This is a genomic window from Variovorax sp. PEI5 (assembly GCF_056679935.1).
This window is the reverse complement of the sequence record NZ_CM155257.1, coordinates 2,012,853-2,036,234: the sequence shown is the minus strand read 5'-3', so window position 1 is coordinate 2,036,234 and position 23,382 is coordinate 2,012,853. Positions and strand designations below refer to the sequence as shown.

Below are 23,382 nucleotides of genomic sequence, written 5' to 3'. Positions count from 1 at the left end.
GCGGGTTCACCCTCTGCTGGCCAAATCCCCGCGCGCCGTGCCTACATCGACCAGATGCGCGGCAGGCCGGCCGGCCGCTGCCAGAGTTCGCCGCGCCAGGCCTGCCAGACCTGCCGCAGCAGCTGCATGGCGGGCTCGACCACCGGCGCCAGCACGCGCAGCACCACGATCCCGCCATGCGGGCTGGTGGCGCCGGCGCTCGCCGCCAGTTCGTGCGCGTCGGCCCATCCGCGCGCCAGCTCGAGCAGCGACTCGCGCCGCGCGCGCGCGAGCGGCGTGCCCGCGACCAGGAACAGCGAGGCGATGCAGCGCTGCCCCGCCAGCCCGAGCGGACTGGCGAGCAGCCGGTGGTCGGCGGCATCGATGCGGCCGCGCTCCAGCCACATCCCCGGCACCTCGATGTGCTGCAGCAGGCTGCCGCGTTCGAACGGTAGGCCGGCGGCGGGCAGGCCGAGCGCGGTCACGTCCCAGCCGATCAGCTCGGCGCCGGGCGCGGCCTCGATGCGCAGCCGGTTCTCGGCCCGGCAGCCGCTGTAGCAGAGCGCCTCCAGCGGCAACCATTCGAGCCGCGCGCCGGCGGCCAGCCGCAGGGTGGTGCGCTGCACCGCGACCTCGCCCTCGCTGCGATAGAAGCGCGTCGCGCCCGGCGTGGTCAGCAAGCCGTGGCTGCCCGGCGCGGCGCTCACGTCGATGTCGAGCGTGTCGCCACCGACCAGTCCGCCCGGTGGATGCACCAGCACGTTGTGGCAGACCGCGTCGCCCTCCGGATACAGGCTCTGCAGGATGCGCAGCGGGCCATCGTGCCGGAAACGCGCGATGGTGCGTGAGGGGGTCGGGGCGCTGTAGTCGAGCGCGAGTCGGGCGTGCCAGGGCATCCGTGGAGTCTAGAAGCCAAACCCGCCCCGCGCCCGCAACCCCGGGGTAGGCCGAGGACACCGTGGAACCGGCTTCGCCGGGCCGCCGGTGTCGCCCCCTGGAAGGGGGTTGGCGAAGCGACACGAAGTGCGCGAAGCCTGGGGGTGAGCTCAGGACACCGTGGAACCGGCTTCGCCGGGCCGCCGGTGTCGCCCCCTGGAAGGGGGTTGGCGAAGCGACATGAAGTGCGCGAAGCCTGGGGGTGGGTCAAATCCTCCAGGCGCCCTCGTGGGGAGCGGTGGCCTCGTCGATCAGGGCGGGGCCGATGCATTCGATCGGATGGGGCGAGGCGGCGAAGACATCGCGGCAGGACAGCTCGGCATCGCGCTGGTCCTGGCGCTCGCCACGGAAGACGCGCAGGCGCTCGGCGTCGATGCCGAACACCACGCGTCCGATGTTCGACCAGAAGATCGCGCCGGCGCACATCACGCACGGCTCGGCCGACGAATAGAGCGTGGCGCCGGCGAGTTCCTCGCGCGTCGGGCGCCGCGCGGCCAGCGCCCGGATGGCGCCCATCTCGGCGTGGGAGGTGCAGTCGCCGTTCTCGGCGGTGGCGTTGTAGGCCTCGGCGATGACGTCGCCGGCGGCCGAGACCACGATGGCGCCGAACGGCCGGTTGCCGCGCCGGCTCGCCGCGTGCGACCAGTAGATCGCCTTGCGCAGGTAGCGGCCGTCGCGCTCGTCGAGCGGCTGCTCGGCCGGCAGGCCGGCACCGGCGCTGGCGCGCGGCCATGTCGCTGACGACGACGAGGAGGAGGAGGAGGAGAAATGAGAAGTCATGGTCGGATCGTTCGTTGATGCATTCGTGCCTGTGTCCACCGCACGATGGCGACGGAACGCCGTACCGGAGAAAGCGAGCCGGGCACATGCCGCCGGCTCGCGTCGTTCGACATCGAAGCCGCGCGAGCGCCACGATCTTCGTTCCGGTTTCCGCGCATCGGTGGAGAAATCGCTTCGGATTCAGACGGCGGCCAATGGCTCGTGCTCGAAATGCCGGACGGTTCCGGGAGGTTCAGGGACTCGGGCACCGGCAAGCAGGAGGCATGCCACGGCGAGCGCCGGAAATCCCCTGGCGCCGGGCGGCGCACGGTCCGGCGCACGCCATGCACCACGAAGCGGCACGCCGCGCACCGGAAAAGTACGACCCCGCCGAGGGGGCACCGTCCCGGTGAATTTGTCGCTCCCTTCCACCCTGGGCGATCATCGGGGTCGCACAGAGTAGAAGCGTTCACCAGCCGCAAGCCGTCTGAGGCTGGCAGGAAATTGCTCTTGAAGCCCGAGTTCCGACTTTCTTCAGGAGATCCATTGCCATGAGCGCCACCGACCACGTCCTCACCGAACTCCAGCGCGAGACCCGCATGGGCGCGCCGGGCCGCACCACCACCGCGCGCGAGATCCGCCGCATCGACCTCTCCGACTTCGAGCATCGCCGCGACGTCATCGCCCAGGAGCTGTGGGACGCCGCCGTCGACGTCGGCTTCTTCCAGCTCGTCAACCACGGCATCGAGCTGTCGAGGATCCGCGAGGCCTTCGGTATGGCCGAGCGCCTGTTCGCCCTGCCCGAAGCGGTCAAGGCGCAGTACCCGCTGAAGAAGGCCCTCAACGCCGGCTGGGAGAGCAAGGCGCAGGTCCGGCCCTCCACCGGCACGCCCGACCAGAAGGAGAGCTACCAGATCACCCGCCCGCACATGGCGGACCTGTGGCCGACCGAGGAGGAACTGCCGGGATTGCGCCAGACCCTGCTCGCCTTCGAGCGCGAGAGCTGGGAGGTCGGCATGCGCGTGCTGTCGTGCTTCGCGACCAAGCTGGGCTTCGAGCGCGACTTCTTCGCCCGCGCGCACGATCCGGAGCGTCCCAGCTACCAGAGCACCCTGCGCCTGCTGCACTACTACGCGATCCCGCCCGAGGCGCAGGACCGGCTCGAACTGTGGCGCGCCGGCGCGCACACCGATTTCGACTGCCTGACGCTGCTCTACCAGCGCCATGGCCAGGGCGGCCTGGAGGTGTGTCCCGGCAAGGAGATGGACGCGCAGGAATGGACCCCCATCGCGCCCGACGGCGACGCCATCACCTGCAACATCGGCGACATGCTGATGCGCTGGAGCGACGACCGCCTGCCGAGCAACTTTCATCGCGTGAAGAACCCGCTGCCGGGCGAGTACATGGGCTCGCGCTACAGCATCGCCTTCTTCGCCCAGGCCAATCGCGACGCGATGATCGAGAGCCCGGGCGGGACGCACGCGCCGATCAGCGCCGGCGATTTCCTCAACCAGCGCATCGCGGCCAACTTCAAGGCGTACTGAGCGGCGCCGGGGGCGCGAGCGGTGCCTGGGCCGGCGCCTCGAGCGGGATCCGATCGAGCTCGGCCAGCCAGACCTCGGCCTCGGAGTCGCTGGGGGCGCGCCAGTCGCCGCGCGGCGAGAGCGAGCCGCCCGAACCCACCTTCGGCCCGTTGGGCACGCACGAGCGCTTGAACTGGCTGGTCTTGAAGAAGCGCCAGACGAAGGTGCGCAGGTGGGCGCGGATGGCCGCGAGCCCATAGGCATTGCGCTCCTCGCCCTCCAGCGCCTCGGGCCAGGGACCGCGTTCGCGCTCGCTCCAGGCCGCGTGCGCGAGGAACGCCACCTTCGAGGGGCGGAAGCCGTGGCGCGTGATGTAGTAGAGGTGGAAGTCCTGCAGCTCGTAGGGGCCGATGGTGTCCTCGGTGCGCTGGCCGGGCTGCTCGCGCGAGGCGACGTCCCGGGCCTCGCTCTTGCCTTCGTCCTGGCCCTGGCCCTGGGCGCCGTCCGCCGGCGCGTCGACCGGCACCAGCTCCGGGCTGACCTCGGTGGCCACGATGGCGCGCAGCACCTCGCTGCCGGCCGCGTCGAGCACGCCCGCGCCGGCGACCCAGCGCACCAGGTGCTTGATCAGCGTCTTGGGCACGCTGGCGTTGACGTTGTAGTGCGACATGTGGTCGCCCACGCCATAGGTGCACCAGCCCAGCGCCAGCTCGCTGAGGTCGCCCGTGCCCACGACGATGCCGCCGTGGTGGTTGGCCAGGCGGAACAGGTGGCTGGTGCGCTCGCCGGCCTGCACGTTCTCGAAGGTGATGTCGTACTGCGCCACGCCCTCGGCGAAGGGGTGGCCCAGGTCGGCGAGCATCTGGCGGCAGCTCGGGCGGATGTCGATCTCGCGCGCGGTGCAGCCGATGGCCGCCATCAGCCCGTGCGCCTGGCGCAGGGTGCGCCCGGTGGTGGCGTAGCCGGGCATCGTGAAGCCCAGGATGTCGCTGCGCGGGCGCCCCAGGCGGTCCATCGCCTGGGCGCACACCAGCAGCGCGTGGGTCGAGTCCAGCCCGCCGGAGACGCCGATGACCAGCTTGGCGATGCCCGCGGCCTCCACCCGCTGGACCAGCGACTGCACCTGGATGTTGAAGACCTCGCGGCAGCGCTCGTCGCGCGTGGCCGCGTCGGCCGGCACGTAGGGGAAGCGCTCCACCGTGCGGCGCAGCGCCCCGGGGGCCGCGCACCCCAGCCCGGGCAGGTCGAACTCGACGGTGCGCCAGTGCCTCAGCGCGTCCTTGTGGCGCTGGGCCGAGACGCCGAAGGAGTTCTGGCGCATGCGCTCGTGGGCCAGGCGCTCCAGGTCGGCATCGGCCACGATCATGTGGGAGCGGTTGCTGAAGCGCTCGCTCTGGGCGAGCAGCTCGCCGTTCTCGTAGATCAGCGCCTGGCCGTCCCAGGCCAGGTCGGTGGTCGACTCGCCGATGCCCGCCGACGAGTACAGGTAGGCCGCCAGGCAGCGCGCCGACTGCGAGCGCACCAGCTGGTGGCGGTAGTCGGACTTGCCCACCGTGATGTTCGATGCCGAGAGGTTGACCAGCACCGTCGCGCCCGCGAGCGCGGCCTGGCTCGACGGCGGGATGGGCACCCACACGTCCTCGCAGATCTCGACGTGGAAGGTCAGCAGCGGCAGGCCGCGCGCCCTGAACAGCAGTTCGGCGCCGAAGGGCACGCGCGCGCCGCACAGCTCGATCTCGGTGGCCAGGGCGCTGTCGGCGGGGCTGAACTGGCGGCCCTCGTAGAACTCGGCGTAGTTGGGCAGGTAGGTCTTGGGCAGCACGCCCAGCAGGGCGCCGCCGGCGACCACCGCCGCGCAGTTGTAGAGCCGGTGGTCCACCCGCAGGGGCAGGCCGACGACGGCGATGGTGGGCAGCCCGCGCGAGGCCGCCACCACCTGCCCGAGGGCGGCCTCGCAGGCGTCGAGCAATGCGCTCTGGTGGAACAGGTCGTCGCAGGTATAGGCCGACAGGCCCAGCTCCGGGAAGGCGACCAGCGCGACGCCCTCGGCGGCGGCCTCGCGGTAGAGACGCAGGGTCTCCTCGACGTTGAAGGCCGGATCGGCCACGCGGTTGCGCGGCACGGCCACGGCCAGGCGGGCGAAGCCGTGCGAATAGGGGTTGCCGAAATCGGCAATGGATGAATCGGTGGGCATGCCCACATCCTAGGTCCTGGCGATGCGGGAAGCACTTCCCGCATCGCTCAGGTCACCCGGATGACCCGGCACGAGCCGCAGCGATCAGCGTTCGAAGGTCGCCACTGTCGGAATCTCCCAATCAGCGCTGGCCGCATCCGCAGGCACCGCCAACATGAAGATCGCAGCAGAAGCCGTCGAAATGACAACGGTGATGAGGAAATTGACCATGGAACATAGTCTGGGTCACTTTTTGTAACGGCTTGTCAGCCATTGCCGATCCCGCGTGCGCGACGGGTGCCCGCGTCGAGGAACAGCGGCCTCAGGAAGCCGATGTCGCGGCGGCCGGCACGGCGGTCGTGGACACCGCACCGGCCTCCTCGTCGAGGGTGCCGACGACCCTGCCATCGCCGATGAAGGCCTCGCCCACCAGCATGCGGAAGGCCGTGCCGGGCGTCAGGCGGGGCAGCGCCACGGCCGGCGACAGCAGTTCGATCGGCAGGCGCTGGGTCGTGCCGCGCCGGAAGGCGCCCCCCGCGGGCACCTGCCAGCGCCCGGAGAAGCCTTCCTTGCCGACCACGAAGGCGCAGAAGTGCTCGCCTTCGGCGATCAGCAGGTCCTCGGCCGGCACGGCGGCGGGGCGCAATGTGATGTCGCAGCGCAGGTGGGCGCGAAAGGGCGTCTCCAGCGCCTTCGCGATGCTGGCGCCGGCGGCCGCTGCGGCTTCCGCCAGGGGCGCGGGCGCGGGCTTCGGAGGTCGCTTCAGGCGCGCCATCAGCCAGCCCACGACATTGCCGATCACCGGGATCCACAGCAGCAGCATCAGGGTGCCGATGTCGCGCGTGGTGGTGCCGGGCGGGGCGAAATGGCGGATCGCCGCGCCCGTCACGGCCAGCAGGAGGAGCACGACGACGATGAGCTTGCGGCGGGATTGGCGGGTGGTCATGGGGGGAGGTGGGCGGCTGCGGGACGGCCATTCTCGCGAACCGCCGCGCGCGAGGCGGCGACGCCGATGAAAACGGCAGGAGCGGGAGGAGCCGGGAGAAGGGGAGGCGGACCGGCGCAGTGGCTAGCTGCCACGCGCGGCCCAGAACCCGCGATGCGTCTCGACCATCTCGTCGGCCACCTCGGGCACCGGCCCGGTCACCTCGATCGATTTCTGGCCGCGCGCGAAGACCTCGCGGCAGGGCAGCGCCAGGGTCGGGTTCTCCGGGTGGTCGCCGGTCAGGGCCAGCAGCGCGTCCTCGCCGGCGCCATAGACGACCCGGCCGATGTCGGCCCAGTACACGGTGCCGGCGCACATCGCGCAGGGCTCGAAGGTGGTGACCAGCGTGCACTGGCGCAGGTAGGCGCCCGGGTAGTTCAGCCAGGCGTGGCGCGCCAGGGTGGCCTCGGCATGCTGCACGGTGTCGATGTTGCCCTGCTCGGCCAGCACCGTCTCGCCATCCGGGGCCACCAGCAGCGCCCCGAACGGATGCCGCCCCATCGCCATGGCCCGCCGCGCCACCAGGTCGGCGCGCCGCAGGGCGGCGATCATCTGTTCGCGCGTCATCGGCGTCAGCCGCCCTGCGAGCCGCGGTGCGCCCAGCCGGTGGTGTGCTTCTCGATCAGGCTGAAGAGTTCGTACATGACCATGGCCATCGCGCCCACCACCATCAGGCCGGCGAAGGCCAGGCCCATCTGCATGGCCGAGCCGGCCGAGATCAGCAGGTAGCCGATGCCCTCGTTGGCCGCCGTCATCTCCGAGACCGTGGTGCCGACGAAGGCCAGCGTGATGGCGACCTTGAGCGAGGCGAAGAAGTACGGCATGGAGCGCGGCAGGCCGATCTTCATCAGCACGTCCCAGCGCTTGGCGCCCAGCACGCGCAGCACGTCCTCCAGTTCCGGCTCCAGCGTGGCCAGGCCGGTGGCGATGTTGACCATGATCGGGAAGAAGCTGATGAGGAAGGCCGTCAGGATCGCCGGTCCGATGCCGATGCCGAACCAGACCACCAGGATCGGCACGAAGGCCGCCTTGGGCAGGGCGTTGAAGGCCGTCATCAGCGGATACATGGCCGCGTAGGCCAGCCGCGAGCTGCCGACGACGAAGCCCAGCAGCACGCCCACCACGATGGCCAGCCCGAAGCCCGCCATCGTGACCCAGAAGGTGCGCCAGGCATGGCCGGCGATGATCTCCTTGAACTCCCAGAACTGGGTCCAGATGCGCAGCGGGCTCGGGAAGATGAATTCGGAGATGCCCAAGCCCGAACAGACGATCTGCCACAGCACCAGCACGGCCACCAGCAGCAGCCAGGGCGACCAGCGTTCGATCTGCCTGGCGTTCCTCTGCATCGCGCTCATGACGCCACCGCCGAGGCCGAGGTCCGGGCCGCGCCGATGCCCGTGTTGCGGATGGCGCCGATGTGTCCGCGCAGTTCCAGCACGATGTCGGTGAACTCCTTGGTGTAGGTGACTTCGAGCTCGCGCGGGCGCGGCAGCTCGATCTCGCGGCGGACCACGAAGCGGCCCGGACTCTTGCTCATGACATAGACCGTGTCGGCCAGGAAGACGCTCTCGCGCAGGTCGTGGGTCACCAGGATGACGTTGAAGCGCTGCTCGGTCCAGAGATCGCGCAGGATGCACCACAGCTCCTCGCGCGTGAAGGCGTCGAGCGCGCCGAAGGGCTCGTCGAGCAGCAGCATCTTGGGCTCGTGGATGAGCGCGCGGCAGATGCTCGCGCGCTGCTGCATGCCGCCGGAGAGCTGCCACGGGAACTTGTCCTCGTAGCCGGCCAGGCCGACCTTCTGCAGCAGGCGGCGGGCGCGCTCCTCGTACTCCTTCCTCCTGGCGCGGAAGGTGGAGCGATAGGGCTCGACGATCTCCAGCGGCAGCAGCACGTTGTCGACCGTGGTGCGCCAGGGCAGCAGCGACGGCGCCTGGAAGGCCATGCCCGAGATCTTCAGCGGCCCGGTCACCGGCGCGCCGTCGATGCGGATGCGGCCCATCGAGGGCATCTTCAGGCCGGTGGCCAGCTTCATGAAGGTCGACTTGCCGCAGCCCGAGGGCCCGACGATGGCGATGAACTCGCCACGCCGGATCTTCAGGTCGATCGCCTCGACCGCGAAATGGTTCTCCCGCAGCAACTGCTCGTTGTAGGCCAGCCAGACATCCTGGAAATCGACGAAGTGGGTGGGTTCGGACATGGGTTCGATGGGACGCGCAGGGGTGAGCTACTTCTTGAGGATGGCGAGTTCCGCGGCCGGCGGCAGCAGGGACGCGTTCCAGACCGTGGCCGGGTCGACCCGCGTCTTGGTCGCGAAGGCGTCCGACACCTGCGAGGCCATCAGCGCCAGGCGGCCGGCATTGGCGGCGCCGAAGCCCTCGGCGCGCGCGTCGGCGCTGTTGATCACGGTGTCGATCGCCAGCTGCAGGCGGCGCGTCTCCAGCTTGCTGTCGATGATGCCGTCGCGCGCCTTGACCGATTCGATCGCCACCGCCGGGTTGGCGATGACCTCCCTGGCGCCCTTGGCGAAGGCCGACAGGAAGGCCTTCACCGCCGCCGGGTTGTCCTTGAGCATCTTCGGCGAGACGATGATCGCGTTGCCATACAGCTTCACGCCGTAGTCGGGGTAGGGCAGCACCACCACGTCGGCCGCCTTGGCGCCGCGCGCCTCCAGGTTGAGCAGCGAGGTGAAGGTGAAGCCGGTGATGGCATCGATGTCGCCGCGCATCAGCATCGTCTCGCGCAGCGACGGATCCATGGCGGTCCAGTTCACCGCGCCGATGTTGTTGGCCTTGGCGAAGATCGGGAACGCGCGCCGGCCGGCGTCGAACACCGGGGCGCCGAGCTTCTTGCCGGCCAGGTCGGCCGGCTTGGCGATGCCGCTCTTCTTCAACGCCATCACCGAGGCGGGCGTGTTGTTGTAGACCATCATGACCGCCACCGGCTTGTTGGGCGCATCGGGATTGTTGGCGTGGAACTCCATCAGCGCGGCCAGGTCGGCGAAGCCCATGTCGTAGGCGCCCGAGGCCACCCGCGTGACCGTGCCGCCCGAGCCGTTGCCGGCATCGATCGTCACGTCGAGCCCGGCATTCTTGAAATATCCCTTGGCCGCCGGATGCAGGAACAGGGCGGCCGGCCCCTCGAAGCGCCAGTCGAGCTGGAACTTGACGGGCGTCTGCGCCTGCGCGCCACCGGCGAGGCCGAAGGCGAGGGCGGAAACGGCGAGGAGGGACTGGAGCAGGTGGCGCTTGTTCATCTTCGGTGGCATCTGGAGAAGGAATGGCTCGAACGGAAGCAATAACGGTGCCCGCACCGGATCGGCGCCGCGTTCATGGCGAATCCGGAAGGGTCGCGGCAGTCCCCGACTGACACGGACGCCCTCGCGCCGGTGCCAGCATCCTTCTGCCGGATCGCCTTGCCCCTCGAAGAGAGACCCCACCCGTCATGACCTCATCGTTTCCCGAACCTGGCCCGGATGCCCTGGATTTCCTCCGCGACGGCGGCGTGCTGGGCGAACTCATCCGGACCAAGGACTGGCGCGAGCACCCGCTCGGGCCGCCAGTGGTGTGGCCGCAGTCGCTGCGCTCGATGGTCTCGGCATGCCTGAACTCGCCGGTGCTGTGCTGCATCCTGTGGGGGCCGGAGTTGCGCATGCTCTACAACGACGCCTATATCGAATCGATGGGCGAGCGCCATCCGGGCGCCCTCGGCCAGCCGGTGGCCGAGGTCTGGGGCGACGCCTGGAGCGCCGTCGCCGCCGACTTCCATCGCGTGACGCTCACCGGCCGCGGCATGATCCGGCGCAAGGTCCCGCTCCTGATCGAGCGCCATGGCCGCAGCGAGCAGAGCTGGTGGGACTTCACCGCCACGCCGATCCGGGGCGAGGACGGCCGCATCGCCGGCCTGCTCAATCAGGGCAGCGAGATCACCCAGCAGGTGATGGCCGAACAGCAGCGCGATGCCTCGGCGGCCGAACTGCGCGACCTCACCGAGCATCTGTCGCTGCTGGTCGAGGAGCGCACGCGCGACCGCAACGCGCTGTGGGAGCTGTCGTCGGACCTGATGCTGCGCTGCGGCTTCGACGGCCGCATGGTCGCGATCAATCCTGCCTGGCAGCGCGTGCTGGGCTGGGAGGAGTCGGAATTGCTCGGCTCCTCGCTGTTCGACCTCATCCATCCCGACGATCTGCCCGCCACCATTGCCGGCGCCAGCGCGTCGGCCGAAGGCCAGTCGTTCCCGCGCTTCGACAACCGCTATCGCCACAAGGACGGCACTTATCGCCACATCAGCTGGTCGACCCGCACGGCCCACGGGCTCATCAACGCGGTCGGCCGTGACGTCACCGATGAACTCGCGCAATCCAACGCACTGGCGGCATCGCAGGAGCAATTGCGCCAGTCGCAGAAGCTCGAGGCCGTGGGCCAGCTCACCGGCGGCGTGGCGCACGACTTCAATAACCTGCTGACGGTGGTGCGCTCGTCGGTCGAACTGCTGCGCCGCGTCGATCCGGCGGCCGCCGACAAACGCCGACGCTACATCCAGTCGATCTCCGACGCCGTCGATCGCGCCGCCAAGCTCACCGGCCAGTTGCTGGCCTTCGCGCGCCGCCAGGCGCTCACGCCCACGGTGTTCGACGTCGTGCGCAACATCCGCCTGGTGGGCGAGATGATGGACACGCTGACCGGCTCGCGCATCCGGGTGCGCATCGACCTGCCACCCCATCCCTGCTACGTGCATGCCGATGCCAGCCAGTTCGACACCGCCATCGTCAACATGGCCGTCAACGCCCGCGACGCGATGGATGGCGAGGGCCGGCTGACCTTGCGCGTGCGCCGGGTCGAGTCGCTGCCGGCGATCCGTTCGCATCCGGTGCGCCAGGGCTCCTATGTCGAGGTCTCGCTCAAGGACACCGGCACCGGCATCCCGGCCGACCACCTGAAGAAGATCTTCGAGCCCTTCTTCACCACCAAGTCGGTCGGCCTGGGCACGGGGCTGGGACTGTCGCAGGTCTATGGCTTCGCCAAGCAGTCGGGGGGCGAGGTGCAGGTCGACAGCACGCCGGGGCGCGGCAGCACCTTCACGCTCTACCTGCCGTGGGCCACCGCGCTGCCGGCCGAGCCGGAGCTCGGCGTGCCCGAGCCGCTGCTGGTCGGGCATGGCACCCGCGTGCTGGTGGTCGAGGACAACGTGGAGGTCGGCGCCCTGGCGACGCAGACCCTGGCCGAACTGGGCTACGTGACGGCCTGGGCCGTCGATGCGCAGCAGGCGCTGGCCGAGCTCGACCGCACGCCCGAGGCCTTCGACGTCGTGTTCTCCGATGTCGTGATGCCGGGCATGAACGGCGTCGAGCTGGCGCGCGAGATCAGCCGTCGGCATCCGGACGTGCCGGTGGTGCTGACCTCGGGCTACAGCGACGCGCTGGTGCATGGCGGGGCCGGCGACTTCGAGCTGCTGCAGAAGCCCTATTCCTTCGACCAGCTCTCGCTGGCGCTGCGCAAGGAGGCCGGCAAGCGGCACCAGCGCCGCCGCTCGAGCGCCACCTGAGGACCGGCAACCCGACGCGCATGGCGCCGGCGCCGCCCGCGCGTCCGGCTACTTCTCGATCGCCGCCTGGGCCACGGCCAGGGCGGTCATGTTGACCAGCCGCCGCACCGTCGCCGAAGGCGTCAGGACATGCGCCGAGCGCGCCGCGCCCAGCAGGATCGGGCCGACCGTGACGCCGTTGCCGCCGGTGATCTTGAGCACGTTGAACAGGATGTTCGCGGCGTCGAGGTTGGGGCAGATCAGCAGGTTGGCCGAGCCCGTGAGGGTGGTCTCGGGCAGGGCGTGCGTGCGCACGTCCTCGGACAGGGCCGAGTCGCCATGCATCTCGCCATCGCATTCGATGTCCGGCGCCAGCTTCACGAACAGGTCGCGCGCCTGGCGCATCTTGCGCGCCGAGGCGCGGTCGGACGAGCCGAAGTTCGAGTGCGACAGGAAGGCGACCTTGGGCGGCAGGCCGAAGCGGCGCACCTCCTGCGCGGCCATGACGGCGATGTTGGCCAGCAGCTCGGCGCTCGGGTCCTCGTGCACGTTGGTGTCGGCGATGAACAGCGTGTGGTTGGTCAGCGTCAATGCGTTGAGCGTGGCGAACGCGGGCGCGCCCTCCTTGGGGCCGAGCAGCTGGTCGAGGATCTTCAGGTGGCTGTCGAAGCGCCCGACCAGGCCGCAGAGCATGGCGTCGGCATCGCCGAGCTGCACCATCAGCGCGGCGATGGTGGTGTTGGAGCGCCGCACCATCGCCTTGGAGGCCTCGGGCGAGATGCCGCGGCGGCCCATGCTGCGGTGGTAGGCCTCCCAGTACTGGCGGAAGCGCGTGTCGTTCTCGGGATCGACGACCTCGTAGTCGTCGCCCAGGCGCAGGCGCAGGCCGGCCTTCTTGATGCGTGCCTCGATCACCGCCGGCCGGCCGATCAGGATCGGTCGCGCCAGGTCCTCGTCGATGGCCAGCTGCGCCGCGCGCAGCACGCGGTCGTCCTCGCCCTCGGCATAGGCCACGCGCTTGGCGGTGGCGATCTTGGCGGCCGCGAACACCGGGCGCATGAACATGCCGGTCTGGTAGACGAAGCGGGTGAGCTGCTGGCGATAGGCCTCCAGGTCCTCGATCGGGCGCGCCGCGACGCCCGATTCCTGCGCCGCCTTGGCCACGGCCGGGGCGATGCGCAGGATCAGGCGCGAGTCGAAGGGCTTGGGGATCAGGTAGTCGGGGCCGAAGGACAACTCCTGGCCCTCGTAGGCGGTGGCCACCTCCTCGCTGATGTCGGCCTTGGTCAGGTCGGCGATCTCGCGCACGCAGGCCAGCTTCATCTCCTCGGTGATCTTGCTGGCGCCGCAATCGAGCGCGCCGCGGAAGATGTAGGGGAAGCACAGGACGTTGTTGACCTGGTTGGGATAGTCCGAGCGGCCGGTGGCGATGATGCAGTCCGGGCGCACGGCCTTGGCCAGCTCGGGGCGGATCTCGGGCTCTGGGTTGGCCAGCGCCAGGATGATCGGCTGCGAGCCCATCGTCTTGACCATGTCGGCCGTCAGCACGCCGGGGGCCGAGCAGCCGAGGAACACGTCGGCCTGGTCGACCACGTCGGCCAGCGTGCGCTTGCCGGTGTCGGGCTGGGCGAAGCGCGCCTTCGACTCGTCGAAGCCGCCGGCGCGGCCGGTGTAGATCAGGCCCTTGGAGTCGACGGCGTAGATGTTGGCCGGCTTGGCGCCCAGCCCGACCATCACGTCCAGGCAGGCCAGCGCGGCGGCGCCGGCGCCGGAGACGGCGATCTTCACGTCCTCGATCCTCTTGCCGACGAGTTCGAGTCCGTTGAGCAGCGCGGCGGCCGAGATGATGGCGGTGCCGTGCTGGTCGTCGTGGAACACCGGGATGTTCATGCGCTCGCGCAGCTTCTTCTCGATGTAGAAGCACTCGGGCGCCTTGATGTCCTCGAGGTTGATGCCCCCGAGCGTGGGCTCCAGCGCCGCGATGATCTCGACCAGCTTGTCGGGGTCGTTCTCGGCCAGCTCGATGTCGAAGACGTCGATGCCGGCGAACTTCTTGAACAGGCAGCCCTTGCCTTCCATCACCGGCTTGGCGGCCAGCGGGCCGATGTTGCCCAGGCCCAGCACGGCGGTGCCGTTGGTGACCACGCCCACCAGGTTGCCGCGCGAGGTGTACTCGGCCGCCATGGCCGGGTCGGCCTCGATGTCCAGGCAGGGATAGGCGACGCCGGGCGAGTAGGCCAGCGACAGGTCGCGCTGGTTGACCAGCGGCTTGGTCGGCGTGATCGAGATCTTGCCGCGCACCGGATTGCGGTGGTAGTCGCGTGCGGCTTCGCGCAAGGCTTCTTCTGCGGGGGAGAGGGGAGCGGACATGGAAAGAAGTCTCCTGGGTTCAAACGACGAAAACGATCAGGAGGCTACTCCAAAACCGATACTTTCCGTCTCATGGGAACCACGGCCCCGGGCCGCGCGCCGGTCGTCCACCCCGCATGCCGCGCGCCATCCGAGGCCGGCGACGGTGTCGCCGCGCGGCCGGTACTCGCAGCCGATCCAGCCGTCGTAGCCCAGGGCGTCGATGTGCCGCAGCAGCCAGGGGAAGTGGATCTCGCCGCTGCCGGGCTCGCCGCGCCCGGGGTTGTCGGCGAGCTGGATGTGGCCGATGCGTCCGAGATGCGCCGCCAGCGTGGCGCCGAGTTCGCCCTCCATGCGCTGCGCGTGATAGATGTCGTACTGCAGGCGCAGGTTGGGCGCCTCGACCTCGTCCATCAGCGCCAGTGCCTGCGCGGTGGTCGTCAGCGCGAAGCCGGGGATGTCGAAATGGTTGACCGGCTCCACCAGCAGCCCGATGCCGGCCGCGCGCAGTTGCGCGGCGGCGAAGCGCAGGTTGTCGACCAGCGTGCGGCGACCGTCGGCCGCGCTCGCATCCCCGGGCACGCGACCGGCCAGGCAGTTGAGCTGCGGGCAGCCCAGGGCCTGCGCATAGCCGATGGCCAGCCCGACACCGGCGCGGAACTCGGCCACGCGCCCCGGGTGGCAGGCGATGCCGCGCTCGCCGTCCTCCCAGCGGCCGGCGGGCAGGTTGTGCAGCACCTGCGCCAGTCCGTTGGCGCGCAGGGCGGCGGCGAGTTCGCGCGCCGGCAGGGCATAGGGGAAGAGGTATTCCACCGCCTCGAAGCCGGCCCGGGCCGCGGCCTCGAAGCGCCGCATGAAGGGCAGCTCGGTGAACAGCATGGAGAGGTTGGCGGCGAGGCGGGGCATGCGCGGGGCTCCTGGCGGGATGGCGATCGGGATGGCGACGGGGATGGCGAGGGCGGACCGCTCAGCGCGGCAGGGTGGCGGCCAGCGCGGTCGGCGCGTCCTCGATCGATCCGGCGAGCGGTTCGAACTCGCGGATGGCGTCGATCTCGGTGCCCATGGCGATGTCGGTGACGCGCGCCAGCATCACCTCCAGCACCACCGGCACGCGGTGGCGGGCCATCAGGCGCTCGGCCTGTTCGAGCGCCGGCTGCATCTCCTCGGGACGCTGGACGCGGATCGCCTTGCAGCCCAGGCCCTCGGCCACCTTGACGTGATCGACGCCATAGCCCGCCTCGATGCCGGCGTCGGGGCCGGCATTGATGTTGTCGAAGCCCAGCTGCACGCAGTAGTCCATGTCGAACGCGCGCTGGCTCTGGCGAATCAGCCCGAGGTAGCTGTTGTTCACCACCACGTGCAGGTAGGGCAGCTTGAACTGCGCGCCCACGGCCAGCTCCTCGACCATGAACTGGAAGTCGTAGTCGCCCGACAGCGCGACGATGCGCCGCGTCGGATCGGCCGCGCGCACCCCCAGCGCGGCCGGCAGCGTCCAGCCCAGCGGACCGGCCTGGCCGCAGTTGATCCAGTGGCGCGGCCGGAAGACGTGCAGGAACTGCGCCGCCGCGATCTGCGACAGGCCGATGGTGCTGACATAGCAGGTCTCGGGGCCGAAGTGCGCGTTGAGGCACTGGTAGACGCGCTGCGGCTTCATCGGCGCGTCGTCGAAGTGCGTCTTGCGCAGCAGCGTGCGCTTGCGTTCGCGGCATGACTGCGACCACGCCGCGCGGTCGCGCAGCCGGCCCTCGGCCCGCCGCGCCTCGGCGACCTCGACGAACAGCGCCAGCGCCGCCCCGGCGTCCGAGACGATGCCGAAGTCGGGCGTGAAGACGCGGCCGATCTGCGTCGGTTCGATGTCCACGTGCACGAAGGTGCGGCCCCGGGTGTAGACCTCGATCGAGCCGGTGTGGCGGTTGGCCCAGCGGTTGCCGATGCCCAGCACGAAGTCCGAGGCCAGCAGCGTCGCGTTGCCATAGCGGTGGCTGGTCTGCAGCCCGCACATGCCGGCCATCAGCGGGTGGTCGTCGGGGATCGCGCCCCAGCCCATCAGCGTCGGGATCACCGGCACGCCGGTGAGCTCGGCGAAGCGCACCAGCAGCGCGCAGGCGTCGGCGTTGATCACGCCGCCGCCGGCCACGATCACCGGCCGCTCGGCGGCCTCGAGCAGCATCAGCGCGTGCCCGATCTGGTCGCGCGTGGCGCACGGCCGCCAGGGCGCGAGCGGCGCGTAGCGGTCGATGTCGAACTCGATGGTGGCCATCTGCACGTCCAGGGGCAGGTCGATCAGCACCGGCCCGGGTCGGCCCGAGCGCATCAGGTGGAAGGCCTGCTGGAACACCTGCGGCACCTGGCCGGGCTCGCGCACCGTGATCGACCACTTGGTGACCGGACGCGCGATCGACTCGATGTCGACCGCCTGGAAGTCCTCCTTGTGCAGCCGCGCGCGCGGCGCCTGGCCGGTGATGCACAGGATCGGGATGGAGTCGGCCGAGGCCGAGTAGAGCCCGGTGATCATGTCCGTGCCGGCCGGCCCCGAGGTGCCGATGCACACGCCGATGTTGCCGGCCACGGCGCGCGTGTAGCCCTCGGCCATGTGCGAGGCGCCCTCGACGTGGCGCGCCAGGATGTGGGCGATGCCGCCGTGGCGGCGCAGGGCCGCGTAGAGCGGGTTGATGGCCGCGCCAGGCACGCCGAAGGCCTGCGTCACGCCTTCCTTCTCCAGCACCAGCACCGCCGCCTCGATGGCGCTCATCTTCGTCATGTGGCTGTCTCCTTGTTGTCGATGGACCGACTCTAGGAAACGGCCGGCGCGGCCGGAAGGCGCCGCCGCGCCATAAAAACTATTCCGCCACGGAATGGCCGGGCGCGCGCGAGTGGCTAGCATCCCCGCATGGACCGACTGCAGGCGATGGCGATCTTCGTGCGGGTGGTGGAGACCGGCAGCTTCTCCCGGGCGGCGAGCGAGTTCAACACCACCCAGCCGACCGTGACCAAGCAGGTCGCGGCCATCGAGGCGCGGCTGGCGGTGCGGCTGCTCCATCGCAACACGCGCGGCGTCAGCCCGACCGAGGCGGGGACGCTGTACTACGAGAAGTGCAAGGCCCTCGTGCGCGATGCCGAGGAGGCCGATGCCAGCGTGCGCCTGCAGCCCTCGGCGGCGCAGGGACTGCTGCGCATCGGCACCTCGGTCGCCTTCGGGCGGCGCGTGGTGGTGCCGCTGGCGCTCGAATTCATGGCGCGCCATCCGCAGGTGCGGCTCGACCTCAGCTTCGAGGACCGTTATGTCGATCTGGTGGCGCAGGGCATCGACGTGGCGATCCGCATGGGCCGGCTGGCCGATTCCTCGCTCGGCGCGCGCTTCCTGGGTCTCAATCCGTGGCTGGCGGTGGCGGCGCCGGACTACCTGGCGCGGCATGGCGTGCCCCGGCACGCGAGCGACCTGAGCGCCCACGTGGCGATCATCTACAGCAGCGTGGTGGGCGACGATGTCTGGCACTTGCGCACGCCGCGGGGCGAGCCGGTGTCGGTGCCGGTGGCGGCGCGGCTGCGCTCGAACAATGTCTCGGCGGTGCTGGCGGCGGTGCGCGACGGCCTCGGGGTGGCGCTGATGCCGCGCTACGTGGCGGCGGAATCGCTGGCCACCGGACGGGTGGTGGAGGTGCTGGCCGACCACGCGCTGGCCGGCCAGGAGATCCATGCCGTCTTCCCGTCACCCCGGCTGGTGGGTGGGCGGGTCGCCGGCTTCGTAGCCTTCCTGCAGGGGCGCTTCGGCGCGCGCTGGTGGGAGACGCCGGCGCCCTGACGCGGCAGCCGAACCGGCCCGGCCCCTCAGATCATCGCCAGCGGCGTCTTGCGGCGCGGCGGCGGGTGCAGCCGGTCGATCGCGGCGATGTCCTCGGCCGACAGCGCCAGCGATGCCGCCGCCAGGTTCTCGCGCAGGTGCGCCTCCTGCGTGGCCTTGGGGATCGCGACCACGCCCGGCTCGGCCAGCAGCCGCGCCAGCGCCAGCTGCGCCGCCGTCACGCCGCGCGCGCGCGCCAGCGCCGCCAGCCCCTGGTCCGATGCCAGCGCGCCCTGGTCGATCGGGCTGTAGGCCATCAGGGCCTGGCCATGCGCGCGCAGCCAGGGCGCCAGGCTGAATCCGGGGCCGCGCTCGGCGACCGAGTAGTAGACCTGGTCGGCCACGCAATGCCCGCCGCCGGGCAATGCGGCCAGCTCGTCCATGTCGTCGGTGTCGAAGTTGCTCACGCCCCAGGCGCCGATGCGGCCCTCGGCCACCAGGGCTTCCAGCGCCGCCACGGTGTCGGCCAGCCGGTGCGGACCGCGCCAGTGCAGCAGGTAGAGGTCGAGGCGCTCCAGGCCGAGCCGCGCCAGGCTGCGCGCGCAGGCGCTCGACGTGCCCCGCCGGCTGGCGTTGTGGGGCAGCACCTTGCTGACCACGTAGAGCGCGTCGCGCCGCACCTCGCCGGCAGCGATCGCCTCGGCGATGGCCTGGCCGACGACCTCCTCCGAGCCGCCGTCGCCATACATCTCCGCCGTGTCGATCAGGCGGTAGCCCATGCGCAGGGCGGCGCGCACGGCGGCCACCTCGGCCGGACGGCGCGCCGGGTCCTCGCCCAGGCGCCAGGTGCCCAGGCCGAGCACGGGCATCGCCGGTCCCGCCGGCAGGTCGAGGGTCTTCACAGTGTTCATGCCCTGGATGATGCGTCATGCGCCGACCCTTGCGGCGCCCGGGTGGATGCCGGTGCGGATGGCTGGAGCGTTGCGCGGCCGCCACGACGGCGGCTGGCTGGCGCCAAGTCCGGCGCCTGACGTACATGCGCCGTCGGGGGCACTCGACTACATTGCGTCACCTATGAATTCCCCCCAACTCCAGCGCGGCGTGTTCTTCGCACTGCTCGCCATCGTCACGGTCGCCTTCATCTGGATCCTGATGCCGTTCTTCGGCGCCGTGCTCTGGGGTGTCGCGCTGGCCATCCTCTTCACGCCGCTCTACAAGTGGCTGCTGCGTAAGTTCCCGGGCCGCAAGAACACCGCCGCGCTCCTGACCCTGGCGATCTGCCTGGTGATCGTGATCCTGCCGCTGGCCATGATCGGCGTCTCGCTGGTGCAGCAGGTGGCGGTGGTGACGCAGGACATCCGCACCGGCCAGATCAACTTCGCCGCCTACTTCCAGCAGATCCTGGGCGCCATGCCGCGCTGGGTCATGAACATCCTGGACCGCTTCGACCTCGGCAACATGGCCTCGCTGGAGGCCCGCATCACCGCCGGCGCCGCGCAGGGCAGCCAGGTGGTCGCCGGCCAGGCCCTGACCATCGGCCAGAACACCTTCGATTTCTTCGTCAGCTTCTTCGTGATGCTGTATCTCCTGTACTTCCTGATGCGCGACGGCGCCGCCTTGTCGAAGACGGTGCGCGACGCATTGCCATTGGCCAAGCCGCACACGCACTACCTGCTCAACAAGTTCACCACCGTGATCCGCGCCACCATCAAGGGCAACGTGGCGGTGGCGATCGCCCAGGGCACCCTGGGCGGGCTGGCGTTCTGGTTCCTGGGCGTGCAGGGCGCGCTGCTGTGGGCCGTGCTGATGGCCTTCCTGTCGCTACTGCCGGCGGTGGGCGCGGCGCTCATCTGGGGCCCGGTGGCGGTGTACTTCCTGGCCACCGGCCGCATCTGGCAGGGCCTGGTGCTGATCTTCGTCGGCGTCTTCGTGATCGGCCTGGTCGACAACATCCTGCGCCCGATCCTGGTGGGCAAGGACACGCAGATGCCCGACTACATCGTGCTGATGTCCACCATCGGCGGCATGGCGCTGTTCGGCATCAACGGCTTCGTCATCGGCCCGGTCATCGCGGCCCTGTTCATGGCGGCGTGGAGCCTGTTCGCCAACTCCGGCGACGTCGGCGACCACCACAACGACAAGGGCACGCCGATCTGACGTAGGTCCGGGACGGCCCTCGATGCGCCTCAGGTGCGCTTGGCGCCGCGCATCATCGCGACATAGATCAGCGCGCCGGCGACGGCGCCGATGACCCAGCCGAAGTTGTTCTGCGGCAGCACCTTGAACAGCTGCGTGCACAGCTCCCAGCCGATCGAGATCACGCTGGCCAGCACCAGGGCCGTCACGCCGACCCGGTTCCAGCCGCCGTCGTAGTGGTAGCGTCCGCCGGGAGCCATGGTGTAGAGGTCCTCGACCTTCAGCACCTGCTTCTTGAGCAGGTAGAAGTCCGCCACCATGACGCCGAAGAGCGGCGCCAGCACGGCGCCGAACACGCTGACGAACACCGTGATGGCCTTGGGGCTGTCGACGAAGATCCACGGACACACCGCCACCGCCAGCACCGAGGTGATGAGGCCGCCGCGCCTGAAGTCGACGTGCTTGGGGAACAGGTTGGCGAAGTCGTAGGCCGGCGAGACGAAGTTGGCGACGATGTTGATGCCCATGGTGGCGATGATGAAGGTCACGCTGCCCAGCACCACGGCCCACTTGTTGTCGATCTTCGAGACGATCTCGATCGGGTCCATGATCATGTGGCCGAACACCTTGGCGCTGCCGGCCGTGACGACCACCACGATGACGGCGAACAGGATGAAGTTGACCGGCAGGCCCAGGAAGTTGCCGACCTTCATGTCGCGCTCGGTGCGCGCGTAGCGCGAGAAGTCGCCGAAGTTCAGCAGCAGCGCCGCGAAGTAGCTCACCACCAGCAGGATCGCGCTGCCCATGGCGACGAAGGATTGGCCGCCGGTCAGCACCTTGTCGCTGAGCGACAGATCCAGCGAGTCCCAGCCGGCCTTCCAGACGATCCAGCCGGCCAGCAGGAACATCACCACGTAGACCGCCGGGCCGCAGAAGTCGATGAACCTGCGGATCGAGTCCATGCCACGCTGGAAGATCAGCAGCTGGAAGATCCACATGAACATGAAGCTGGCCCAGCCCAGCAGGTCCAGCCGCAGGAAGCTGCTCGACTGCCAGGCCGCCGCCGCCGGCACGAACACCAGCACCAGCGTGGCCACCGCCTTGGAGGCGAAGTAGGTCTGCACGCCATACCAGACCACGCCGACGACGCCGCGGATGAGGGCGGCGAAGTTTGCGCCCATCACGCCCATGCTCACGCGCGCCATCACCGGATAGGGGATGCCGTGGTGCTGGCTGGGCTTGCCGATCCAGTTCATCAGCACGTTGACGATGGCGATGCCCACCACCAGCGCCGCCAGCACCTGCCAGCCGCTCAGCCCGAGCAGGAACAGGCTGGCCGCGAAGGTGTAGCCGCCCACGCTGTGGATGTCGGACATCCACATCGCGAAGATGCTGTACGAGGACCAGTTCTTGCGCTCGCCCGTGACGGGCGCGAGGTCGTGGTTGATGAGGCGTTCGTCCGATCCGGGGACGCCGTGCAGGGCGGGGGTGGGCATGGGTGTCGTCTCTCGCTGGGGGGAATCAGTGCGCCTCGGCCTGCTTGGCCGCCGCGATGATGGCGGCCTCGTCGTGCCGGGCGCCGTTGAGGAACAGGTTGAGCAGCACCGCCGTGATGGACGCGAGCAGGATGCCGGACTCGATCAGCGAGTGCAGGGCGTGCGGCATCCACTGCTTGAAGTTGGGCGCGATCAGCGGAATCATGCCGATGCCGATCGACACCGCGACGATCATCGGGTTGTGGCGGTTGGTCTTGAAGTCGACGCCCGAGAGGATGCGGATGCCGGTGGCCGCCACCATGCCGAACATCACCAGACCGGCGCCGCCGAGCACCACCGTGGGCAGCGACTCGATCAACGCCGCCATCTTGGGCAGCAGGCCCAGCACGATCAGGATGACGCCGCCGGCCACGCACACATAGCGGCTCTTGACGCCCGTCACGGCCACCAGGCCGACGTTCTGCGAGAAGCTGGTGTATGGGAAGGTGTTGAAGATGCCGCCGATGAGCGTGCCCAGGCCGTCGGTGCGCAGGCCCTTGGCCAGGTCCTTCTGGTCGATCCTGCGCCCGGTCATCTCGCCCAGCGCCAGGAACATCCCGGTCGACTCGATCATCACCACGATCATGATCAGCGTCATGGTCAGGATCAGCACCGGATCGAACTGCGGCAGGCCGAAATGGAACGGCAGCACGAGGTCGAACCAGGGCGCGCGGCCGACCTTCTCGTAGGTCATGATGCCCATCGCCGAGGCCACCACCGCGCCGATGGCGATGCCCAGCAGCACCGAGATGTTGGCGACGAAGCCCCGGGCGTACTTGACGATCAGCAGGATCGACACCAGCACGACGGCGGCGACGCCGAAGCCCGTGAGGTCGGCATAGCGCGGATTGGGCACCGTCGGCAGGATGGCGAAGCCCTTGGGCACCGGCGGGATCGAGCTGCCCGGCGAGGTGACGTCGGCCAGCCACTTGGCGTAGACCGGGTCGACGATGGCCGGAGCGGTCGGGCCGAAGGGATTGCCGAAGATCCAGTTGATGCCCACGCGCATCAGGCTGATGCCGATGACCGCGATGATGGTGCCGGTCACCACCGGCGGGAAGAAGCGCAGCATCCTGCTGACCATCGGCGCGATCAGGATCGCCACCACGCCGGCGCCGATGATCGAGCCGAACAGCAGCTGCGCCCCGGCGATGCCCGGGTTGGCGTTGGCGATGGCCACCATCGGCGCCACCGACGCGAAGGTCACGCCCATCATCACCGGCAGCTTGATGCCGAACCACTGCGTCGCCCCGAGCGACTGGATCAGCGTGGCGATGCCGCAGCAGAACAGGTCGGCCGAGATCAGCAGCGCCACCTCGGCCGGGCTCAGGCGCAGCGCCCGCCCCACGATCAGTGGCACCGCCACCGCGCCCGCGTACATCACCAGCACGTGCTGCAGGCCCAGGGCGGTGAGCTTGCCCATGGGCAGGCGCTGGTCGACGGGATGGACGGCGGAGGCGGCTGGAGCGGCGTCCGGGGACGAGACGGCTGAAGCGGGGGAAGAGGACATCACGTGGCTCCTGGGGAAAGGACGACGGCAACGAGCGCGACGGGCCACCGCGCGGGCACGCGGCATCCGCTTTGTACGCGAAACTGTATACAAAACATACGTCAGCGCGCATTGCGGAAAACGCTTAGTCGGTGGTCGCTCCGGTGGGACGGATGCCGCGATGCAAGTTGCGCGCCAAAAGAAAACGGCGCCGAAG

At 69.9% G+C, this 23,382-nt stretch carries 19 protein-coding genes; 4 read left to right on the top strand and 15 right to left on the bottom strand.

Annotation, left to right across the window (positions count from 1 at the left end; translation table 11 throughout):
* Nucleotides 1–41 precede the first annotated feature (41 nt).
* Both AC1MLT_RS09360 and AC1MLT_RS09355 read right to left on the bottom strand, forming a co-directional pair.
* A complete protein-coding gene (locus AC1MLT_RS09360; RefSeq protein ID WP_481032022.1) occupies nucleotides 42–875 on the bottom strand; it encodes an urease accessory protein UreD in 834 nt (277 codons plus the stop codon).
* A gap of 247 nt (nucleotides 876–1,122) precedes the next feature.
* Entirely contained in the window at nucleotides 1,123–1,695 is a 573-nt protein-coding gene (locus AC1MLT_RS09355) for a nucleoside deaminase (RefSeq protein ID WP_481032021.1), read from the bottom strand.
* A 530-nt stretch (nucleotides 1,696–2,225) separates the two neighbouring features.
* On the opposite strand from AC1MLT_RS09355, the gene AC1MLT_RS09350 reads away from it, so the two are divergent.
* Nucleotides 2,226–3,218: an isopenicillin N synthase family dioxygenase gene (locus AC1MLT_RS09350; RefSeq protein ID WP_481032020.1), complete on the top strand. Its 993-nt coding sequence runs from the start codon at nucleotides 2,226–2,228 to the stop codon at nucleotides 3,216–3,218.
* Here AC1MLT_RS09350 and AC1MLT_RS09345 read toward each other — a convergent pair.
* The 7 genes from AC1MLT_RS09345 to AC1MLT_RS09315 all read right to left on the bottom strand — a co-directional run bounded on the left by AC1MLT_RS09345 (nucleotide 3,205) and on the right by AC1MLT_RS09315 (nucleotide 9,608).
* Nucleotides 3,205–5,391 (bottom strand): NAD(+) synthase, encoded by a 2,187-nt coding sequence (locus AC1MLT_RS09345; RefSeq protein ID WP_481032019.1) that lies wholly within the window; start codon nucleotides 5,389–5,391, stop codon nucleotides 3,205–3,207. The genes AC1MLT_RS09350 and AC1MLT_RS09345 overlap by 14 nt on opposite strands.
* Before the next feature lie 84 nt (nucleotides 5,392–5,475).
* The gene (locus AC1MLT_RS09340) at nucleotides 5,476–5,601 is read right to left on the bottom strand and encodes a hypothetical protein (RefSeq protein ID WP_429595568.1); all 126 of its coding nucleotides are present in this window, start codon (nucleotides 5,599–5,601) and stop codon (nucleotides 5,476–5,478) included.
* A 91-nt stretch (nucleotides 5,602–5,692) separates the two neighbouring features.
* Nucleotides 5,693–6,316, bottom strand: a complete 624-nt coding sequence (locus AC1MLT_RS09335; RefSeq protein ID WP_481032018.1) for a hypothetical protein — start codon at nucleotides 6,314–6,316, stop codon at nucleotides 5,693–5,695.
* Nucleotides 6,317–6,439: 123 nt separating this feature from the next.
* Entirely contained in the window at nucleotides 6,440–6,922 is a 483-nt protein-coding gene (locus AC1MLT_RS09330; protein ID WP_481032017.1) for a nucleoside deaminase, read from the bottom strand.
* Nucleotides 6,923–6,927: 5 nt separating this feature from the next.
* Complete coding sequence (locus tag AC1MLT_RS09325; RefSeq protein ID WP_481034952.1) at nucleotides 6,928–7,701, bottom strand: ABC transporter permease; 774 nt, start codon at nucleotides 7,699–7,701, stop codon at nucleotides 6,928–6,930.
* Between the two features lie 5 nt (nucleotides 7,702–7,706).
* Entirely contained in the window at nucleotides 7,707–8,552 is an 846-nt protein-coding gene (locus tag AC1MLT_RS09320) for an ABC transporter ATP-binding protein (RefSeq protein WP_481032016.1), read from the bottom strand.
* Nucleotides 8,553–8,579: 27 nt separating this feature from the next.
* On the bottom strand, nucleotides 8,580–9,608 hold the full coding sequence (locus AC1MLT_RS09315; protein ID WP_481032015.1) for an ABC transporter substrate-binding protein: 1,029 nt from the start codon (nucleotides 9,606–9,608) through the stop codon (nucleotides 8,580–8,582).
* Between the two features lie 188 nt (nucleotides 9,609–9,796).
* Between AC1MLT_RS09315 and AC1MLT_RS09310 the strand changes: the two genes are divergently transcribed.
* The gene (locus tag AC1MLT_RS09310) at nucleotides 9,797–11,896 is read left to right on the top strand and encodes a hybrid sensor histidine kinase/response regulator (protein WP_481032014.1); all 2,100 of its coding nucleotides are present in this window, start codon (nucleotides 9,797–9,799) and stop codon (nucleotides 11,894–11,896) included.
* 48 nt (nucleotides 11,897–11,944) lie between these two features.
* Here AC1MLT_RS09310 and AC1MLT_RS09305 read toward each other — a convergent pair whose 3' ends face one another.
* The 3 genes from AC1MLT_RS09305 to gcl all read right to left on the bottom strand — a co-directional run bounded on the left by AC1MLT_RS09305 (nucleotide 11,945) and on the right by gcl (nucleotide 16,985).
* A complete protein-coding gene (locus AC1MLT_RS09305; protein WP_481032013.1) occupies nucleotides 11,945–14,245 on the bottom strand; it encodes an NADP-dependent malic enzyme in 2,301 nt (766 codons plus the stop codon).
* A 36-nt stretch (nucleotides 14,246–14,281) separates the two neighbouring features.
* Nucleotides 14,282–15,130, bottom strand: coding sequence for a hydroxypyruvate isomerase (gene hyi, locus AC1MLT_RS09300; protein ID WP_481032012.1), 849 nt, complete (start codon nucleotides 15,128–15,130; stop codon nucleotides 14,282–14,284).
* A 61-nt stretch (nucleotides 15,131–15,191) separates the two neighbouring features.
* Nucleotides 15,192–16,985, bottom strand: a complete 1,794-nt coding sequence (gcl, locus tag AC1MLT_RS09295) for a glyoxylate carboligase (RefSeq protein WP_481032011.1) — start codon at nucleotides 16,983–16,985, stop codon at nucleotides 15,192–15,194.
* A gap of 129 nt (nucleotides 16,986–17,114) precedes the next feature.
* Between gcl and AC1MLT_RS09290 the strand changes: the two genes are divergently transcribed.
* On the top strand, nucleotides 17,115–18,026 hold the full coding sequence (locus AC1MLT_RS09290) for a LysR family transcriptional regulator (RefSeq protein ID WP_481032010.1): 912 nt from the start codon (nucleotides 17,115–17,117) through the stop codon (nucleotides 18,024–18,026).
* A 26-nt stretch (nucleotides 18,027–18,052) separates the two neighbouring features.
* Here the strand turns inward: AC1MLT_RS09290 and AC1MLT_RS09285 are convergent, their stop codons facing one another.
* Nucleotides 18,053–18,916, bottom strand: a complete 864-nt coding sequence (locus tag AC1MLT_RS09285) for an aldo/keto reductase (RefSeq protein ID WP_481032009.1) — start codon at nucleotides 18,914–18,916, stop codon at nucleotides 18,053–18,055.
* A gap of 163 nt (nucleotides 18,917–19,079) precedes the next feature.
* Between AC1MLT_RS09285 and AC1MLT_RS09280 the strand changes: the two genes are divergently transcribed.
* A complete protein-coding gene (locus AC1MLT_RS09280) occupies nucleotides 19,080–20,162 on the top strand; it encodes an AI-2E family transporter (RefSeq protein WP_481032008.1) in 1,083 nt (360 codons plus the stop codon).
* 29 nt (nucleotides 20,163–20,191) lie between these two features.
* On the opposite strand, the gene AC1MLT_RS09275 is transcribed toward AC1MLT_RS09280, so the two are convergent.
* Nucleotides 20,192–21,637: an NCS1 family nucleobase:cation symporter-1 gene (locus AC1MLT_RS09275; protein WP_481032007.1), complete on the bottom strand. Its 1,446-nt coding sequence runs from the start codon at nucleotides 21,635–21,637 to the stop codon at nucleotides 20,192–20,194.
* A 25-nt stretch (nucleotides 21,638–21,662) separates the two neighbouring features.
* A complete protein-coding gene (locus AC1MLT_RS09270) occupies nucleotides 21,663–23,186 on the bottom strand; it encodes a nucleobase:cation symporter-2 family protein (RefSeq protein WP_481032006.1) in 1,524 nt (507 codons plus the stop codon).
* Nucleotides 23,187–23,382 lie beyond the last annotated feature (196 nt).

What these genes read in the sequence shown, in the direction of transcription:
- AC1MLT_RS09360 (WP_481032022.1), bottom strand. Translation starts at nt 875, where the DNA reads ATGCCCTGGCACGCCCGACTCGCGCTCGACTACAGCGCCCCGACCCCC.
- AC1MLT_RS09355 (WP_481032021.1), bottom strand. Translation starts at nt 1,695, where the DNA reads ATGACTTCTCATTTCTCCTCCTCCTCCTCCTCGTCGTCGTCAGCGACA.
- AC1MLT_RS09350 (WP_481032020.1), top strand. Translation starts at nt 2,226, where the DNA reads ATGAGCGCCACCGACCACGTCCTCACCGAACTCCAGCGCGAGACCCGC.
- AC1MLT_RS09345 (WP_481032019.1), bottom strand. Translation starts at nt 5,391, where the DNA reads ATGCCCACCGATTCATCCATTGCCGATTTCGGCAACCCCTATTCGCAC.
- AC1MLT_RS09340 (WP_429595568.1), bottom strand. Translation starts at nt 5,601, where the DNA reads ATGGTCAATTTCCTCATCACCGTTGTCATTTCGACGGCTTCTGCTGCG.
- AC1MLT_RS09335 (WP_481032018.1), bottom strand. Translation starts at nt 6,316, where the DNA reads ATGACCACCCGCCAATCCCGCCGCAAGCTCATCGTCGTCGTGCTCCTC.
- AC1MLT_RS09330 (WP_481032017.1), bottom strand. Translation starts at nt 6,922, where the DNA reads ATGACGCGCGAACAGATGATCGCCGCCCTGCGGCGCGCCGACCTGGTG.
- AC1MLT_RS09325 (WP_481034952.1), bottom strand. Translation starts at nt 7,701, where the DNA reads ATGCAGAGGAACGCCAGGCAGATCGAACGCTGGTCGCCCTGGCTGCTG.
- AC1MLT_RS09320 (WP_481032016.1), bottom strand. Translation starts at nt 8,552, where the DNA reads ATGTCCGAACCCACCCACTTCGTCGATTTCCAGGATGTCTGGCTGGCC.
- AC1MLT_RS09315 (WP_481032015.1), bottom strand. Translation starts at nt 9,608, where the DNA reads ATGAACAAGCGCCACCTGCTCCAGTCCCTCCTCGCCGTTTCCGCCCTC.
- AC1MLT_RS09310 (WP_481032014.1), top strand. Translation starts at nt 9,797, where the DNA reads ATGACCTCATCGTTTCCCGAACCTGGCCCGGATGCCCTGGATTTCCTC.
- AC1MLT_RS09305 (WP_481032013.1), bottom strand. Translation starts at nt 14,245, where the DNA reads ATGTCCGCTCCCCTCTCCCCCGCAGAAGAAGCCTTGCGCGAAGCCGCA.
- hyi (WP_481032012.1), bottom strand. Translation starts at nt 15,130, where the DNA reads ATGCCCCGCCTCGCCGCCAACCTCTCCATGCTGTTCACCGAGCTGCCC.
- gcl (WP_481032011.1), bottom strand. Translation starts at nt 16,985, where the DNA reads ATGACGAAGATGAGCGCCATCGAGGCGGCGGTGCTGGTGCTGGAGAAG.
- AC1MLT_RS09290 (WP_481032010.1), top strand. Translation starts at nt 17,115, where the DNA reads ATGGACCGACTGCAGGCGATGGCGATCTTCGTGCGGGTGGTGGAGACC.
- AC1MLT_RS09285 (WP_481032009.1), bottom strand. Translation starts at nt 18,916, where the DNA reads ATGAACACTGTGAAGACCCTCGACCTGCCGGCGGGACCGGCGATGCCC.
- AC1MLT_RS09280 (WP_481032008.1), top strand. Translation starts at nt 19,080, where the DNA reads ATGAATTCCCCCCAACTCCAGCGCGGCGTGTTCTTCGCACTGCTCGCC.
- AC1MLT_RS09275 (WP_481032007.1), bottom strand. Translation starts at nt 21,637, where the DNA reads ATGCCCACCCCCGCCCTGCACGGCGTCCCCGGATCGGACGAACGCCTC.
- AC1MLT_RS09270 (WP_481032006.1), bottom strand. Translation starts at nt 23,186, where the DNA reads ATGTCCTCTTCCCCCGCTTCAGCCGTCTCGTCCCCGGACGCCGCTCCA.